Consider the following 16,541-nt stretch of genomic DNA (forward strand, 5'->3'; position numbering starts at 1 on the left):
TCCGAGCCGGAATGTCCCGCTGTGCACCCTTGTGCGGAGCCGTACGAGGGTCTTGGGTGGGACGAGTGTGCCGACCCGGCCCACCGTGAACGGGTCGGTGACATGGTGGAATCTCAGGAGGATCCCGACATGTCCGAAGCGGTAGGTGGCTGTATACAGCCACGCACCACTGTCACCGAAGCGGAGGTCGAGGCGCTGGTCCACGGCATCTGCTTCAAGACCGGTCCGCCCCGGCGCCTTGGCGTCGAGGTGGAGTGGCTGGTCCACGACACGCACGCGCCACGGCTCCCCGTGGCACCCGAACGACTCGAAGCGGTCTACGCCGCTCTGCGGACCGTGCCCCTCAGATCCGCGCTGACCGTCGAACCGGGCGGCCAGTTGGAGCTCAGCTCGCTGCCCGCCGCCTCCCTGACGGAGTGCGTCGGCGCCGTCTCCGCCGACCTCGACGCCGTACGCGCGGTCCTGCGCGAGGACGGTCTCGCCCTCGTCGGCCTCGGCCACGACCCCTGGCAGGCGCCCCGCCGCTTCCTGCGGCAGCCGCGCTACGACGCCATGGAGACCTGTCTCGACCGCACCGGCCCCGCCGGGCGTTTCATGATGTGCACCTCCGCCTCCGTGCAGGTGTGCCTCGACGCCGGTCAGGAGGAGCCCGGTCCGCTCGGGCACGTGCGCCGCTGGTGGCTGGCCCACCACCTGGGCGCGGTCCTGCTGGCCGCGTTCGCGAACTCCCCGCTGGCCGGCGACCGGCCCACCGGCTGGCGGTCCACCCGTCAGCTGCGCTGGACCCAGATCGGCACCGGGCGGGCAGGCGGCCCCGCGCTGGACTCCGACCCCCGCGGCGCCTGGACCCGGCACGTCCTGGACGCGCCGGTGATGTGCGTGCGCCGGGACGGCGGGCCCTGGGACGTGCCGGAGGGCATGACCTTCCGGGAGTGGACCCGGAACCGGACGCCCAGAGCGCCGACGCGGGAGGACCTGGACTACCACCTCACCACGCTGTTCCCGCCCGTCAGGCCGCGCGGCCATCTGGAACTGCGCATGATCGACGCGCAGCCCGGGGACGACGGCTGGATCGTGCCGCTCGCCGTGACGGCGGCGCTGTTCGACGACCCGGAGGCCACCGAGACCGCCTACCGCTCGGTGAAGCCCCTCGCGGAGCGCACGCTCGGCCTGCGCGCCCCGCACAACCCGCTGTACCAGGACGCGGCCCGCCTCGCGCTCACCGATCCGGAGCTGCGCGAGGCCGCCGTCACGTGCTTCACCGCGGCGCTCGGCGCCCTGCCCCGGGTCGGTGCCACGCCCGCGGTCACGGACGCCGTCGCCGGGTACCTGGATCGCTACGTCCTCAGGGGCCGCTGCCCCGCCGACGATCTGCTGGAGATGCCGGACGGCGCGAGCCGTGGCCCGCACGGGAGGGAGATCCGCCCATGACCGACCCCGCCATGGACACCGCCACCGACACCACCGCCGTACCCCCCGTCGACGCCGAGACCCTGCGCGAACGGGCCCTCGACACACTGGTCACCGCCCGCGACCGCACCACGCTGCTGACCAGCTGTGTGGAGGGTCCCGACCTCACCGCGCAGGTGTCGCCGCTGATGTCACCCCTGGTGTGGGACCTGGCGCACATCGGCAACCAGGAGGAGCAGTGGCTGCTGCGCGCCGTCGCCGGGCACGAGGCGATACGCCCGGAGATAGACAGCCTGTACGACGCCTTCGAGCATCCGCGCGCCGAGCGGCCCAAGCTGCCGCTGCTCTCCCCCGAGGAGGCCCGGCGCTACGCGGCCGACGTGCGCGGACGGGCGCTGGACGTGCTGGAGGCCACCGCGTTCCACGGGACGCGGCTGACCGAGGCCGGCTTCGCCTTCGGGATGATCGCCCAGCACGAGCAGCAGCACGACGAGACCATGCTCATCACGCACCAGCTCCGCAAGGGCCCGCAGGCCCTGACGGCGCCGGACCCGGATCCGGTGCCGCTGTTCACCGGCCCGGCGGAGGTCCTGGTGCCCGGCGGCCCGTTCGTGATGGGCACGTCGACCGAGCCGTGGGCGCTGGACAACGAACGCCCCGCGCACCGGCGCGAGGTGGCACCCTTCCACCTCGACACCACGCCGGTGACCAACGGCGCGTACCAGGCGTTCATCGACGACGGCGGCTACGACGACCCGCGCTGGTGGGCCCCTCAGGGCTGGGACCACATCCGCCGCCACTCCATCACCGCCCCGCTGTTCTGGCGCCGGGACGGCGGGCAGTGGCTGCGGCGGCGCTTCGGCGTCACCGAGGTGGTGCCGGCCGACGAGCCGGTGGTGCACGTGTGCTGGTACGAGGCCGACGCCTACGCCCGCTGGGCCGGGCGGCGGCTGCCCACCGAGGCCGAGTGGGAGAAGGCCGCCCGGCACGACCCGGCGGGCGACCGCACGATGCGCTACCCGTGGGGCGACACCGACCCGGGGCCGGACCACGCCAACCTCGGCCAGCGGCACCTGCGTCCGGCGCCCGCCGGCAGCTATCCGGCCGGTGAGTCGCCGCTCGGCGTGCGGCAGCTGATCGGCGACGTCTGGGAGTGGACGTCGAGCGACTTCGCCCCGTACCCGGGTTTCCGGGCGTTCCCGTACAAGGAGTACTCGGAGGTGTTCTTCGGGCCCGACTACAAGGTGCTGCGCGGCGGTTCGTTCGCGGTGGACGCGGTGGCCTGCCGGGGTACCTTCCGCAACTGGGACTACCCGATACGGCGGCAGATCTTCTCCGGCTTCCGCACCGCCCGGTCGGCGGAGGGCTCCTGATGTGCCGTCACCTGGCCTACGTGGGCCCCGGCGAGCCGATCGCCCGGCTCGTGGTGGCGCCGCCGCACGGGCTGTACCGCCAGTCCTGGGCGCCGCGGCACCAGCGGTACGGCACGGTCAACGCCGACGGGTTCGGCGTCGGCTGGTACGCCGAGGGGGACCCGGTGCCGGCCCGGTACCGCCGCGCCGGGCCGATCTGGGCGGACCAGTCCTTCGCCGACCTGGCACGGGTGGTGCGGACCGGCGCGCTGCTGGCCGCCGTGCGGGACGCGACGCTCTCCGGGGCCGACGCGGAGGCCGCGGCGGCCCCGTTCGCCGCCGGGACCTGGCTGTTCAGCCACAACGGCGCCGTGGCCGGCTGGCCCGGATCGCTGGCCGGGGTGGCCGCGACGCTGCCGCCCGAGGACCTGCTGGCGCTCGAGGCCCGCAACGACTCCGCACTCGTGTGGGCGCTGGTGCTGGCCCGGCTGCGCGCCGGGGACGACGCGGGCCGGGCGCTCGCCGAGACGGTGGCGGAGGTCGCCGACGCGGCCCCGGCCTCCCGGCTCAACCTGCTGCTGACCGACGGCGTCACCGTCACGGCCACCACCTGGGGCGACACCCTGTGGTACCTGACGCGGTCCGGCGGCGGCACGGTCGTCGCCTCGGAGCCGTACGACGACGACCCGCACTGGCAGGAGGTCCCCGACCGCACGCTGCTCGCGGCGAGCGGCACGGACGTGCTGCTCACTCCGCTGAAGGATCCGGGCGGCGACGCCCTCGCAGACGCTTTCGTCTCCCCTAAGGAGCCCCGCACGTGAGCCCGTTCCGTCTCACCCGCACGCTGCCCGAGGACGCCACGGACGCCGCCCTGCGCGACGACGTCCTGGCAGGGCTGACGAGCACACCGAAGTGGCTGCCGCCGAAGTGGTTCTACGACGCGCGCGGCAGCGAGCTGTTCGAGGAGATCACCGCGCTGCCCGAGTACTACCCGACCCGGGCCGAGCGGGAGATCCTCGTCGACCGGGCCGGCGAGATCGCCGCGGCGACCGGCGCCCGCACCCTGGTGGAGCTGGGTTCGGGTTCCTCGGAGAAGACGCGGTTCCTGCTCGACGCGCTGACCGGGCTGCGCGGTTACGTGCCGGTCGACGTCAGCGAGAGCGCCCTCACCCAGGCCGGGCAGGCGCTCGTCGCCGAGCGCCCGGACCTCCAGGTGCACGCGCTGATCGCCGACTTCACCTCGGGGCTGACGCTGCCCGGGACGCCGGGCCCACGGCTCGTGGCGTTCCTCGGCGGCACGGTCGGCAACCTGCTGCCCGAGGAGCGCGCCGCGTTCCTGACCGCCGTGCGGGGTCTGCTCTCCCCCGGCGACGCCCTGCTGCTGGGCACGGACCTGGTGAAGGACGAGCGGGTGCTGGTGCGGGCGTACGACGACGCGGCCGGGGTGACGGCCGCGTTCAACAAGAACGTGCTGTCCGTGATCAACCGGGAGCTGGCGGCCGACTTCGCGCCCGCCGCCTTCGAGCACGTGGCGCTGTGGAACGCGGAACGGGAGTGGATCGAGATGCGGCTGCGCTCGCGCACCGCGCAGACGGTCAAGGTGCAGGCGCTCGACCTGGCCGTCGACTTCGCGGCCGGGGAGGAACTGCGCACCGAGGTCTCCGCGAAGTTCCGGCAGGACGGTGTGCGCGCCGAACTGGCCGGGGCCGGGCTGGACCTGGCCCACTGGTGGACGGACCGCGAGGACCGGTTCGCGCTGTCGCTGAGCGTCGTGCGCTGATCCGGGGCGCCCCGGCCCGGGCCGCGCGGGTCAGCGCGCGTCCAGGTCCAGGAGTTCGGTGATGCGGTCGGAGGCCTTGCCGGCCTCCGACTCCGCGTCGCCCCCGGTGAGCACCTTCGTCATGTACTCCTTGATCGGATTGTCCGCCTCCACCGCGCCCCACCGGGGCGTGCCGGGGGTCGCCCGGCCCTGTGCGGCACCGGCGGCCATGGCGGCGACCGCTTCCTCGCCCGCGACGGCGTCGGCGAGGGACTTCTTGTTCGGGACGTAGTGCATGGTGCGGGCCAGGTCGGTGTTCCACTCGGTGCCGGCCAGCGCCTCGACGACGGCGAGGGCGCCCTCGTGCTGGTCGGTGTTCTTCGGCACGACGAGGTCGGAGCCGCCGGTGAAGACGGCGCCGGGCTTGCCGGCGGTCTTGCCGGGCACCGGGAAGAAGCCCAGCTTGCCCTTGAGGCCGGGGTTGTCCCGCAGAATGGTCTGGGCGACGGCCGGCACGGCGACGATCTGCGCGACGCCCCCGTCCGCGAACACGCCGGCCTGCGGCGGGTGTTCCTCGTCGGCGTCGACCGGACCGTCGCCCAGGGCCTGCAGTTCGCGGTAGAAGTCCATGCCGCGCAGGGCGGCCTCGGAGTCCAGGGCGCCCCGCCAGGTCCCGCCCTCCTCCACGGCCAGTTCGCCGCCCTCGTCCCAGATGAATCCGGAGAGCGTGTACCAGTCCTGCCCGGCCAGGTAGATGCCCTGGTCGCCGCCGGTGTCGAGCTTCTCGGTGGCGGTGAGCCACTCCTCGCGGGTGCGGGGCGGTCCGGTGATACCGGCCTGTTCGAACAGGTCCTTGCGGTAGATGACCACGCGGTTGGCCGCGTACCAGGGGATGCCGTACTGGTGGGACATCCACTGGCCCGGTTCGGCGAGGCCCGGCAGCCAGTCCTCAAGGCCCCAGTCCCGCATCGACTCCAGTGTCAGGTCCTGGAGCCGGCCGCCCTCCGCGTACTGCGGGACCTGGGTGTTGCCCACCTCGATGACGTCCGGCCCGTCGGTTCCGTCGGCCTTCAGCGCCGTCTGCACCTTGTCGCCGATCCCGGTCCACTCCTGGATCTTCACGTCGAGGTCGAGGTCGGGGTGTTCACGCTCGAACTCCTCGGTGAACCGCTTCAGGAAGTCGTCGGAGGCGCTGCCCTTCATCAGCCAGACCGTGACCGCACGCCGCTCGCCCTCGCCGTCCTGCGACATCAGGCCGCAGCCGCTGAGCAGGGAGGCGGACACGCAAACAAGGGCGAGGAGGCGACGTCTCACGGAGGGTCCTTCAGTCTGACGAACAGGGTGCGGGCGCGGACGGCGAAGTCCTGCGCATGCGAAGGGAGACCCGACGTGGGGGACGAGCCCGAAGCTCGAACGGGTGGCTGCCATGTTGGTATGGACCAATGCCGAGGTCAAGGGGTGACGGTCGGTTGCTCCGCCGGAGTCGACGCCTCGCGCCGCGTCCCGGCTTGGGGCACGGTGGAGTGACGCGGCACACCGCCGCCCGCGGAAGGGAGCACCCGCATGTCGAACCACATCTACCGGGTCACCGAGATCGTCGGCACCTCGCCCGACGGCGTCGACCAGGCCGTCCGCAACGGCATCACCCGCGCCACGCAGACCGTGCGCAATCTCGACTGGTTCGAGGTGACCCAGGTGCGCGGCCAGATCGAGGAAGGGCGGATCGCGCACTGGCAGGTCGGCCTGAAGCTCGGCTTCCGCCTGGAGGAGACGGACTGAGCGGAACGGGAGCCCGGCCGGTCAGGTGCGGCCCTCGCGCTCCTGCGCCACCCGCAGTTCGGCCGACCGCGCCGCCCAGCGGGCCCGGACGACCGTGAACCCGGCCCGTTCGGCGTCGTCACAGACCAGTTCGTCGTCGTCCACCAGGACCCTCACCTCGCGGGTCCGGGCGAGCCGCCGGAGGATCTCCAGCTTGGTGCGCCGCGCCGGCCGCCGGTCCGCGTTGCCCCGCATGTGCACGGGCCCCTGGGGCAGGCCGTGCGCGGCCAGCCAGTCGAGCGTGTCGCGCCGGCAGCGCTCGGGCCGCCCGGTCAGATAGACGATCTCGCACTCCTCGGCGCTCTCCCGCACCAGCGCGATGCCCTCGGCGAGCGGCGGGTCGTGCGGCGCGGCGGCGAAGAAGGCGTCCCAGTCGCGGGGCCGGCGCTCCAGGAACCGCTGCCGGTGCGCGGTGTCGGCGAGGGTGTTGTCCAGGTCGAACACGGCCACCGGGGGTTTCTCGCTGTCGGTCACCCGCCCACCCTAGAACGCGCTGCCGGGAATCCTGGCGCCGTTCATACGTTGAACCCGGTGTGACCTCAGTGATCGCGTCCACCCGCTTCTCCGTCCTCGACCGCTCCCGCATCCGCGAGGGACACACCGCCGCCGAGGCGCTGCGCGACACCGTGGCGCTGGCGCGGGAGGCCGAGCGGCTGGGCTACCACCGGTTCTGGGTGGCGGAGCACCACGGCGTGCCCGGCGTGGCGGGCTCGGCGCCGACCGTGCTGGCCGCCGCCGTCGCCGGTGCCACGCGCCGCATCCGGGTCGGCACGGGCGGCGTCATGCTGCCCAACCACCGGCCGCTGGTCGTCGCCGAGCAGTTCGGCGTCCTGGAGTCTCTCTTCCCCGGGCGGATCGACATGGGTCTGGGCCGCTCGGTGGGCTTCACCGACGGCGTGCGCAGGGCGCTGGGCCGGGACAAGGACGACGCCGACGACTTCGACGCACAACTGGCCGAGCTGCTCGGCTGGTTCCGGGGCACGTCCCCCACCGGCGCGCACGCCCGCCCGGCGGAGGGGCTGACGGTGCCGCCGTTCGTGCTGGCCATGGGCGAGGGCGCGGCCGTGGCGGCCCGGGCCGGGCTGCCGATGGTCATCGGCGACCTGCGCGACCGCGACCGGATGCTGCGCGGCATCGACCGCTACCGCGCCGGGTTCCGCCCCTCCGAGTGGGCCGGGGAGCCGTACGTCGTCGTCTCCGGCACGGTCGCCGTGGCCGACAGCCCCGAGGCGGCCCGGCGGCTCCTGGTCCCGGAGGCCTGGTCCATGGCGCAGGCCCGCACCCGCGGGTCCTTCCCGCCCCTGCCCCCGCCCGAGGAGGCCGCGGCCCGGACGATGACCGCCAAGGAGCGCGGCCTGTACGAGTCAGGTCTGTCCGGGCACCTCGCCGGCACCGAGGAACAGGTCGCCGAGGAGCTGGAGTCGCTCATCGAGGACACGGGCGCCCAGGAGGTCCTGGTCACCACGAGCACGTACGACCGCGAGGCCCTGCTGGACTCCCACCGGCGGCTCGCCCGCGTCACCGGCACGGAAACGGCCACCGCCGCGGCATAGAATCGCGGGGTTTGTCCCCTCCCCGGAAGCGACCGGGCCGAAGACCGTACGGAGTTCCCCGCGATGCACAGTCCCCACGACCCGTACGTCCGGGTGCGCGGCGCCCGTGAGCACAACCTCAAGGGCGTGGACGTGGACATCCCCCGGGACGTGGTGGCCGTGTTCACCGGTGTCTCGGGGTCGGGGAAGTCGTCGCTGGCCTTCGGGACGGTGTACGCGGAGGCGCAGCGGCGATACTTCGAGTCGGTCGCGCCGTACGCCCGCCGGCTGATCCACCAGGTCGGCGCCCCGAAGGTCGGCGAGATCACCGGACTCCCACCCGCCGTGTCACTGCAGCAGCGCCGCACGGGGCCGACGTCCCGTTCCTCGGTCGGCACGGTCACCAACCTCTCGAACTCCCTGCGGATGCTGTTCTCCCGCGCCGGCGACTACCCGCCGGGCGCGCCGCGTCTCGACTCGGACGCCTTCTCCCCGAACACCGCGGCCGGGGCGTGTCCTGAGTGCCACGGCCTCGGGCGGGTGCACCGTACGACGGAGGAGCTGCTGGTCCCGGACCCCTCGCTGTCGATCCGGGACGGCGCGATCGCGGCCTGGCCCGGCGCCTGGCAGGGCAAGAACCTGCGGGACGTCCTCGACGCGCTCGGCCACGACGTGGACCGGCCCTGGCGCGAGCTGCCCGCCGAGCAGCGGGAATGGATCCTGTTCACGGACGAGCAGCCGGTGGTCACCGTGCACCCGGTACGGGACGCGGGCCGCATCCAGCGGCCGTACCAGGGCACGTACATGAGCGCCCGGCGGTACGTGCTGAAGACCTTCTCGGACACGAGGAGCGCCACGCTGCGGGCGAAGGCGGAACGCTTCCTCACCAGTGCGCCCTGCCCCGTCTGCGGCGGCGGACGGCTGCGGCCGGAGGCCCTGGCGGTGACCGTGGGCGGGCGCACCATCGCCGAGCTGGCCGCGCTGCCGCTCACGGAACTCTCCGGGGCGCTGCCGACGGACGGCGAGACGGCCCGTGCACTCACCGGGAACCTCTCCTCCCGGATCGCGCCCGTCGTCGAGCTGGGCCTCGGCTACCTGAGCCTGGACCGCTCGACGCCCACGCTGTCGGCGGGCGAGCTGCAGCGGCTGCGGCTGGCGACGCAGCTGCGCTCCGGGCTGTTCGGGGTCGTCTACGTCCTGGACGAGCCGTCGGCGGGACTGCATCCGGCGGACACCGAGGCGCTGCTGACGGTGCTGGAGCGGCTGAAGGCGGCGGGCAACTCGGTGTTCGTGGTGGAGCACCACCTCGGCGTGATGCGCGGCGCCGACTGGATCGTGGATGTCGGTCCGCGGGCGGGCGAACACGGCGGACGGGTGCTCTACAGCGGTCCGGTCGACGGGCTGGCCGGTGTCGGCGAGTCCGCGACGGCCCGTCACCTCTTCGGCCGCTCCCCCGCGCCCGCCCGTGCGCCGCGCGCCCCGCGCGGCTCGGTGACGGTCGGCCCGGTCACCCGGCACAACCTGCGCGAGGTGACCGCCCGGTTCCCGCTGGGCGCGCTCACCGCGGTGACGGGCGTGTCCGGCTCGGGGAAGTCGACGTTGATCGGCGAGATCACCGAGGAGCTGCCGGGGGTGGGCCGGCTGGTCTCCGTCGACCAGCGGCCGATCGGCCGGACCCCGCGCTCCAACCTGGCCACGTACACGGGCCTGTTCGACGTCGTACGGAAGGTCTTCGCGGGCACCGACCAGGCTCGTCGGCGAGGTTACGGCGTCGGCCGCTTCTCGTTCAACGTGTCCGGAGGGCGCTGCGAGACCTGCCAGGGCGAGGGTTTCGTCAGCGTCGAGCTGCTGTTCCTGCCGAGCACGTACGCGCCCTGCCCGGACTGCGGCGGGGCGCGGTACAACCCGGAGACGCTCGAAGTGGCGTACCGGGGGCGGAACATCGCCGAAGTGCTGGACCTGACGGTGGAGGGCGCGGCGGAGTTCTTCGCGGACACGCCCGCGGTGGCCCGCAGCCTCGCCGCGCTGCTCGACGTGGGGCTCGGCTACCTCCGGCTGGGTCAGCCGGCGACCGAGCTGTCCGGTGGGGAGGCGCAGCGCATCAAGCTGGCGAGCGAACTGCAGCGGGGGCGGCGGGGCCGCACCCTGTATCTCCTCGACGAGCCGACGACCGGTCTGCACCCGGCCGACGTCGAGGTGCTGATGCGCCAGTTGCACGGGCTGGTGGACGCCGGGCACACGGTCGTCGTCGTCGAGCACGACATGGCCGTGGTGGCGGGCGCCGACCACGTGATCGACCTGGGACCGGGCGGCGGCGAGGCGGGCGGCCGGATCGTGGCCGAGGGTTCGCCGGCGGAGGTGGCACGGGCGGACGGGAGCGTCACGGCACGGTATCTGGCCGAGGCGCTGCACGGCGCGGGGCGCCGGTGATACCGGGTCGCCGGTGCCCCGCCCCGCGCTGAGGGGCGCGGAGGACTACTCGCGGCCCGGCCGCGTCTCGTCGTCGAAGCGCTCCGTCTCGGCCTCGATCCGTTCCTTGCGTACCCGGCCGCGCACGATCTCGTCCTCGGTGTGCTCCTCCGTGGTCATCCGGACGCGCTCCACCGGGACCGTCTCCGTCTCCACGACGGGGCGTTCCTCGTGCAGCGTGACCTCGTGCTCGGCCTCACTGATCTCCGGCCCGGCCAGCGCGTCCCCGCGGTTGGCCTCGGTGATCGGCTCGCGCTCCACCCGGACTTCCTCGTGGCTGACCGGAACGGTCTGCTGGACCTCCTCCGTGACCACGTACTTGCGCAGCCTGGCCCGGCCGGACTCCCGCCGTTCGACGCCGACGTGCATCTGCTCCTCGGAGCGGGTCATGGCGTCGTCGCCGCGCATGCCGGTGCGGTCCGCGCCCTCCTGACGGCCCGCCGTGCCGCCCGCCGTGCCGGCGGTGCCCGCCATGCCCGCCGCGCCCGCGGCTCCCGCCGCTTGGGCGGTGCCCGCCGGTCCGGGGCCGGCGGCGAAGCGGCCGTCGTCGGTGCGCTCGGCCTCCGAGAGCACGCTGTCCCAGTTGATTCCGTAGTAGTCGTAGAGCCGGTGCTCCTCCGACTCGGACAGATGGCCGCCCGCGTCGACGTCGACATTGGGTGCGTCCTTGACCTGTTCCTTGCGGTAGGGGACCTCGAGGTGGTCCTGCACCACCGCGGCGTCACGGATGGGTATGAAGGACTCGTTGGAGCCGAACATCCCCGTCTTGACGCTCACCCACTCGGGGCGCCCGGTCATGTCGTCGAAGAAGACGTGCTTGGCGTCGCCGATCTTGTTGCCGTCCCCGTCGTAGACCGGATGGTCCAGGACGTTGGCGATCTCTTCACGGGTGATCATCTGGCATCACCCTCCTTCCGGAGTGCCTGCCTTCCGGATGTCCGCATCAGCCGTACGAAAACGGCACATACGTCACAAAGTGCGCATACTTTTCGAATGTGCTTTCCCGAGGTGGCCGTGCTCCGGCTCGGCGGCCGCGGCGAGGGCGCGCCGGTCGCGGTGGCGGCCGGGCGGGAGCACGGGGCGCACCTCCACCTCGGCCGTCAGCCCCCGCGCCGACGCCACCCGCCACAGGGAGGCGAGCAGGGTGTCCTCGCCCACGAACGCGGCGGCCGTGCCCACCGCCCGTTCCCCGCTGAGGTAGCGGATGCGGACGGGCTGGACCGGCACCCCCGCGTCCAGGGCGGCCTGGAAGACGGCCCGGCGGAAACGGCCCCGGGCGCGTCCGCACCAGGTGCTGCCCTCGGGGAAGGCGGCGACCGCCGCGCCCGCGCGCAGGTCCCGCGCGATCACGGCGACCGTGCCGGGAAGGGCCCGCAGCCGGTCCCGTTCCAGGAACAGCACGCCGGCCCGCGCGGCCAGCGGGCCCGCCACCGGCCAGCGCCGCACCTCGCTCTTGGCCAGCATCCGGGCGGGCCGCACCGCGGCGAGGAGCGGGATGTCGAGCCAGGAGACGTGGTTGGCGACGAGGAGCAGCCCGCCCTCGGGCGGGACGGCGCCCGAGACGCGCACCCGGACACCGGCGGCCCGCACGACCCAGCGGCACCAGCACCGCACCAGGACGGCCGGGACGCGGGTGCGCAGCGGCGTCAGTACGACCGCGACGCCGGCGAGGAGCAGCACGGCGACCGCCGTGAGCCGCAGCACGGCGCGCGGCAGGGCCCGGGCGGCCGGGAGCGGCTCCACGCACGCCCCCGGGGTGCAGGGCGCGGTGGGCAGCCAGGCGCTCATCAGGCCGGGACGAGCGAGAGGAAGTGCCGCAGGTAGCGCGGGTCGACCCGGTTCATCGGCAGCAGCACGTACAGGTCGGCGACGCCGAAGTCCACGTCGTGCGCGGGCTCGCCGCAGACCCAGGCGCCGAGGCGGAGGTAGCCGCGCAGCAACGCCGGAAGCTCGGTGCGGCCGGCCGGCGCCGAGGCGCGCGGGACCCAGGGGAGCAACGGCCGCACCCGGTACTCCTCGGGCGCCAGGTGCTTGTCCCGCACCCGGTCCCAGGTACCGGCGGCGAGGGCGCCGCCGTCGGCGAGCGGGACGGAGCAGCAGCCGGCCAGCCACTCGTGGCCCCGTTCGGTCATGTAGCGGGCTATGCCGGCCCAGATGAGCCCGACCACGGCGCCGTCGCGGTGGCCTGGGCGCACGCAGGAGCGGCCGACCTCGACCAGGCCGGACCGGATGGCGTCCAGTGCCGTCAGGTCGAACTCGCTCTCCGCGTAGAGCCGTCCGGCGACGGCGGCCCGCTCGGGCGGCAGCAGCCGGTAGGTGCCGACGACCTGCCCGGTCGTCTCCTCGCGCACCAGCAGGTGGTCGCAGTACGCGTCGAAGGGATCGATGTCGTGTCCGGGCTGCGGGCTCGCCAGCAGGGCGCCCATCTCCCCGGCGAAGACGTCGTGCCGCAGCCGCTGCGCGGCCCGCACGTCCTCCTCGTCCCGGGCGAGGCTGACGGTGTAGCGGTGGGGTGCGGCGGGCTTTGGGGTGCGGTCTGCGGTCAGTACACCGGTCATGGGTGCTCTCCTGGTCACGGGGCGGGTCCGCTGGACGCGGGGCGGTCCGCCACAGTTCTTCCGACGCCGGCTGTACTGCGCGTGACCAGTGCCGGGAGAGCGGGTGTGCGCTTGCTGAATGCCGGGCGCGCATGCGAGACGGGGCCGGGATGAGCACCTGTCCCGGCCCCGCCCGTCCGCACCTTCCGGCGAACGTCCGTGGGGCTACTTGGCCACCTTGCGCGTGGCCCGCAGCCACTCCTTGTTCATGCTGGTGATGGACACCAGCGGAATGCCCTTCGGGCATGCCGTCGCGCACTCGCCGGCCAGTGTGCAGCCGCCGAAGCCCTCGTCGTCCATCTGCGCCACCATGTCCAGCACCCGCGTCTCCCGCTCGGGCGCACCCTGCGGCAGCACGTTCAGGTGGTTGACCTTCGCGGACGTGAAGAGCATCGCGGCGCCGTTCGGGCAAGCTGCGACGCACGCGCCGCAGCCGATGCACTCGGCGTGCTCGAAGGCGAAGTCCGCGTCCGGCTTCGGCACCGGCGTGGCGTGGGCCTCGGGGGCCGCACCGGTCGGCGCGGTGATGTAGCCGCCGGCCTGGATGATCCGGTCGAAGGCCGAGCGGTCGACGACCAGGTCCTTCACGACCGGGAAGGCGGCGGCCCGCCACGGCTCGACGTCAATGGTGTCGCCGTCCTTGAAGGACCGCATGTGCAGCTGGCAGCTGGTGGTCCGCTCGGGCCCGTGGGCGTCACCGTTGATGACGAGCGAGCAGGCACCGCAGATGCCCTCGCGGCAGTCGTGGTCGAAGGCGACCGGCTCCTCGCCGCCCAGGATGAGTTCCTCGTTGAGGGTGTCGAGCATCTCCAGGAAGGACATGTCGGGCGAGATCCCGTCCACCTCGTACGTGGACATGGCGCCTTCGGCGTCGGCGTTCTTCTGCCGCCAGACGCGCAGGGTGAGCTTCATGCGTAGCTCCGCTGGGTGGGGTGGACGTACTCGAAGACCAGGTCTTCCTTGTGCAGGGTGGGGGCCTCGCCGGTCCCGGTGAACTCCCAGGCCGCCGCGTAGCCGAACTCGTCGTCCTTGCGGGCCGCCTCGCCGTCCGGGGTCTGGGACTCCTCGCGGAAGTGGCCGCCGCAGGACTCGGCGCGGTGCAGCGCGTCGAGGCACATCAGCTCGGCGAGCTCCAGGTAGTCGACGATGCGGTTGGCTTTCTCCAGGGACTGGTTGAACTCCTCGCCGGTGCCCGGGACCTTGATCCGCCGCCAGAACTCCTCGCGGATCTGCGGGATGCGCTCCAGGGCCTTGCGCAGCCCGGAGTCGGTGCGGGCCATGCCGCAGAACTCCCACATCAGCTCGCCGAGTTCGCGGTGGAAGGAGTCCGGGGTGCGGTCGCCGTCGACGGAGAGGAGCAGGTTGATCCGGTCCTCGGTCTCGGCCAGCACCTCCTGGACCACCGGGTGGTCCGCGCCCACCTCGTCCTTGTGCGGATTGCGGGCGAGGTAGTCGTTGATGGTGGCCGGCAGCACGAAGTAGCCGTCGGCCAGACCCTGCATCAGTGCGGAGGCACCGAGCCGGTTGGCCCCGTGGTCGGAGAAGTTGGCCTCGCCGATGGCGAAGAGGCCGGGGACGGTGGTCTGGAGGTCGTAGTCGACCCACAGTCCGCCCATCGTGTAGTGCACGGCGGGGTAGATCCGCATGGGTACCCGGTACGGATCCTCGTCGGTGATCCGCTGGTACATGTCGAAGAGGTTGCCGTACTTGGCCTCGACGGCCTTGCGCCCCATGCGCTTGATGGCGTCGGCGAAGTCCAGGTACACGCCCTGGCCGCCGGGCCCCACTCCCCGGCCCTCGTCACAGACGTTCTTCGCGGCGCGGGAGGCGATGTCGCGGGGGACGAGGTTGCCGAAGGACGGGTAGACGCGCTCGAGGTAGTAGTCGCGCTCGTCCTCGGGGATCTTGTTCGGCGGCCGGTCGTCGCCCTTCGCCTTCGGCACCCAGATCCGGCCGTCGTTGCGCAGCGACTCGCTCATCAGCGTCAGCTTGGACTGGTGGTCGCCGGTGCGCGGGATGCAGGTGGGATGGATCTGTGTGAAGCAGGGGTTGGCGAAGTAGGCGCCGCGCCGGTGCGCCCGCCACACGGCGGTGGCGTTGGAGTTCATGGCGTTGGTGGAGAGGTAGAAGACGTTGCCGTAGCCACCGCTGGCGAGGACGACCGCGTCCGCGAAGTACGTGTCGATCTTCCCGGTGATCAGGTCCCGCGCGACGATGCCGCGCGCCCGCCCGTCCACGACGATCAGGTCGAGCATCTCGGTGCGCGGGTGCATCTCGATGTTGCCGGCCGCGATCTGCCTGCTGAGCGCCTGGTAGGCGCCGAGCAGCAGCTGCTGGCCCGTCTGGCCGCGGGCGTAGAAGGTGCGGGAGACCTGGACGCCGCCGAAGGAGCGGGTGTCGAGCAGGCCGCCGTACTCGCGGGCGAAGGGCACGCCCTGTGCCACGCACTGGTCGATGATCTCGACGGAGATCTGCGCGAGCCGGTGCACGTTGGACTCGCGGGAGCGGAAGTCGCCGCCCTTGACGGTGTCGTAGAACAGGCGGTGGATCGAGTCGCCGTCGTTGCGGTAGTTCTTCGCGGCGTTGATACCGCCCTGCGCGGCGATGGAGTGGGCTCGGCGCGGGGAGTCCTGGTAGCAGAACTGGACGACGCGGTAGCCCTGTTCGGCGAGGGTCGCGCCGGCCGAGCCGCCCGCGAGACCGGTGCCGACGACGATGACGGTCTGCTTGCGCCGGTTGGCCGGGTTGACCAGCTTCGCCTCGAAGCGGCGCGTGTCCCAGCGCTCGCTGACGGGCCCGGCGGGGGCCTTGGTGTCGGCGACCGGCTCACCGGTCGTGTAGTCGGCGTAGGTTGTCATGTCAGCTCACCACTCCGGTCATGACGCCCACGGGTACGGCGACGAAGCCGATCGTGAGCAGCAGCGCGAGGACGTTCGCGGTCGTCTTCAGGGCGCGGTCGCGGGTACGGCTGCCGGCGCCGAGGGTCTGGGCGGCGGACCAGAAGCCGTGCCGGATGTGCAGGCCGAGGGCGAGCATCGCGACGATGTAGATCGTGTTGCCGTACCAGGTGGAGAAGGTGTCCACGACGTTCTGGTAGGGCTTGCCGGTCTCGAAGCCGCCGGAGTGCACGGTGCCGGTGGTCAGGTCCAGGATGTGCCAGACGATGAACAGGCCGAGGATGATCCCGCCCCACCGCATGGTGCGCGTCGCGTAACTGGCCCGCTTCCGCTTGTGCACGTACTTGCTGGGCCGCGCCTTGATGTCGCGGCGGCTGAGCTGGTACGCGGAGACGGCGTGGGCGACGACGGCGACGACCAGCACCACGCGGATCAGCCAGAGCGTCCACTCGTAGTGCATGAACGGCTCACCGACCGTGCGCAGCCAGTGGGCGTACTCGTTGAACTCGGCCGTCCCGAAGAAGATCTTCAGGTTCCCGATCATGTGGGCGGCCAGGTAGAGCAGCATGACGAGACCGCTGACCGCCATCACTGTCTTCTTGCCGACGGTCGAGTCCCACACGGTGCGCGCCATGGACGGCCGTCGGTCCGTCCGCGTTGCCAGAGCCATGTCACAAGACGCTACGGGGGCGAAGTGCCATCGGTCC

The 16,541-nt window shown here is 72.8% G+C and carries 15 protein-coding genes; 7 read left to right on the plus strand and 8 right to left on the minus strand.

Translation table 11 applies throughout. From position 1 onward, the window contains the following. Nucleotides 1-129 precede the first annotated feature (129 nt). Genes egtA through egtD form a run of 4 tightly spaced genes read left to right on the plus strand, consistent with a single transcriptional unit; the run spans nucleotide 130 to nucleotide 4,542 of the window. Nucleotides 130-1,431: an ergothioneine biosynthesis glutamate--cysteine ligase EgtA gene (gene egtA, locus ACFW47_RS23885; RefSeq protein ID WP_386306964.1), complete on the plus strand. Its 1,302-nt coding sequence runs from the start codon at nucleotides 130-132 to the stop codon at nucleotides 1,429-1,431. Further along, nucleotides 1,428-2,783 (plus strand): ergothioneine biosynthesis protein EgtB, encoded by a 1,356-nt coding sequence (gene egtB / locus ACFW47_RS23890; RefSeq protein WP_386277751.1) that lies wholly within the window; start codon nucleotides 1,428-1,430, stop codon nucleotides 2,781-2,783. Before egtA ends, egtB begins: the two co-directional genes overlap by 4 nt. Next, a complete protein-coding gene (gene egtC / locus ACFW47_RS23895; protein WP_386277753.1) occupies nucleotides 2,783-3,583 on the plus strand; it encodes an ergothioneine biosynthesis protein EgtC in 801 nt (266 codons plus the stop codon). The genes egtB and egtC overlap by 1 nt, the downstream gene beginning before the upstream one ends. Then, nucleotides 3,580-4,542: an L-histidine N(alpha)-methyltransferase gene (gene egtD, locus ACFW47_RS23900; RefSeq protein ID WP_386306967.1), complete on the plus strand. Its 963-nt coding sequence runs from the start codon at nucleotides 3,580-3,582 to the stop codon at nucleotides 4,540-4,542. The genes egtC and egtD overlap by 4 nt, the downstream gene beginning before the upstream one ends. A 30-nt stretch (nucleotides 4,543-4,572) precedes the next feature. On the opposite strand, the gene ACFW47_RS23905 is transcribed toward egtD, so the two are convergent. Then, nucleotides 4,573-5,835 (minus strand): extracellular solute-binding protein, encoded by a 1,263-nt coding sequence (locus tag ACFW47_RS23905; protein WP_386306969.1) that lies wholly within the window; start codon nucleotides 5,833-5,835, stop codon nucleotides 4,573-4,575. 249 nt (nucleotides 5,836-6,084) lie between these two features. Here ACFW47_RS23905 and ACFW47_RS23910 point away from each other — a divergent pair, with 249 nt between their 5' ends. Beyond that, the gene (locus ACFW47_RS23910; protein WP_386277759.1) at nucleotides 6,085-6,300 is read left to right on the plus strand and encodes a dodecin; all 216 of its coding nucleotides are present in this window, start codon (nucleotides 6,085-6,087) and stop codon (nucleotides 6,298-6,300) included. A 21-nt stretch (nucleotides 6,301-6,321) separates the two neighbouring features. Here the strand turns inward: ACFW47_RS23910 and ACFW47_RS23915 are convergent, their stop codons facing one another. Beyond that, entirely contained in the window at nucleotides 6,322-6,813 is a 492-nt protein-coding gene (locus tag ACFW47_RS23915) for a hypothetical protein (RefSeq protein WP_386277761.1), read from the minus strand. 59 nt (nucleotides 6,814-6,872) lie between these two features. On the opposite strand from ACFW47_RS23915, the gene ACFW47_RS23920 reads away from it, so the two are divergent. Next, nucleotides 6,873-7,892 carry an LLM class flavin-dependent oxidoreductase gene (locus ACFW47_RS23920; protein ID WP_386277763.1) on the plus strand — a complete coding sequence of 340 codons (1,020 nt, stop codon included), beginning with the start codon at nucleotides 6,873-6,875 and terminating at the stop codon, nucleotides 7,890-7,892. Between the two features lie 63 nt (nucleotides 7,893-7,955). Further along, entirely contained in the window at nucleotides 7,956-10,301 is a 2,346-nt protein-coding gene (locus tag ACFW47_RS23925) for an ATP-binding cassette domain-containing protein (RefSeq protein ID WP_386306972.1), read from the plus strand. Nucleotides 10,302-10,346: 45 nt separating this feature from the next. Here the strand turns inward: ACFW47_RS23925 and ACFW47_RS23930 are convergent, their stop codons facing one another. The 6 genes from ACFW47_RS23930 to ACFW47_RS23955 all read right to left on the minus strand — a co-directional run bounded on the left by ACFW47_RS23930 (nucleotide 10,347) and on the right by ACFW47_RS23955 (nucleotide 16,468). Then, nucleotides 10,347-11,237 (minus strand): DUF2382 domain-containing protein, encoded by an 891-nt coding sequence (locus tag ACFW47_RS23930; protein ID WP_386277768.1) that lies wholly within the window; start codon nucleotides 11,235-11,237, stop codon nucleotides 10,347-10,349. Between the two features lie 72 nt (nucleotides 11,238-11,309). Continuing rightward, nucleotides 11,310-12,128 (minus strand): lysophospholipid acyltransferase family protein, encoded by an 819-nt coding sequence (locus ACFW47_RS23935; protein ID WP_386277770.1) that lies wholly within the window; start codon nucleotides 12,126-12,128, stop codon nucleotides 11,310-11,312. Next, a complete protein-coding gene (locus ACFW47_RS23940) occupies nucleotides 12,128-12,898 on the minus strand; it encodes a GNAT family N-acetyltransferase (RefSeq protein WP_386306974.1) in 771 nt (256 codons plus the stop codon). Before ACFW47_RS23940 ends, ACFW47_RS23935 begins: the two co-directional genes overlap by 1 nt. A 204-nt stretch (nucleotides 12,899-13,102) precedes the next feature. Beyond that, a complete protein-coding gene (locus ACFW47_RS23945) occupies nucleotides 13,103-13,849 on the minus strand; it encodes a succinate dehydrogenase/fumarate reductase iron-sulfur subunit (protein WP_386306976.1) in 747 nt (248 codons plus the stop codon). Continuing rightward, on the minus strand, nucleotides 13,846-15,795 hold the full coding sequence (locus tag ACFW47_RS23950) for a fumarate reductase/succinate dehydrogenase flavoprotein subunit (RefSeq protein ID WP_386277776.1): 1,950 nt from the start codon (nucleotides 15,793-15,795) through the stop codon (nucleotides 13,846-13,848). The genes ACFW47_RS23945 and ACFW47_RS23950 overlap by 4 nt, the downstream gene beginning before the upstream one ends. Before the next feature lies 1 nt (nucleotide 15,796). Beyond that, a complete protein-coding gene (locus ACFW47_RS23955) occupies nucleotides 15,797-16,468 on the minus strand; it encodes a succinate dehydrogenase (RefSeq protein WP_386278587.1) in 672 nt (223 codons plus the stop codon). Between the last annotated feature and the right edge of the window lie 73 nt (nucleotides 16,469-16,541).

The sequence above is a fragment of the Streptomyces sp. NPDC058796 genome (assembly GCF_042745235.1).
In the GTDB taxonomy this organism is placed as follows: domain Bacteria; phylum Actinomycetota; class Actinomycetes; order Streptomycetales; family Streptomycetaceae; genus Streptomyces.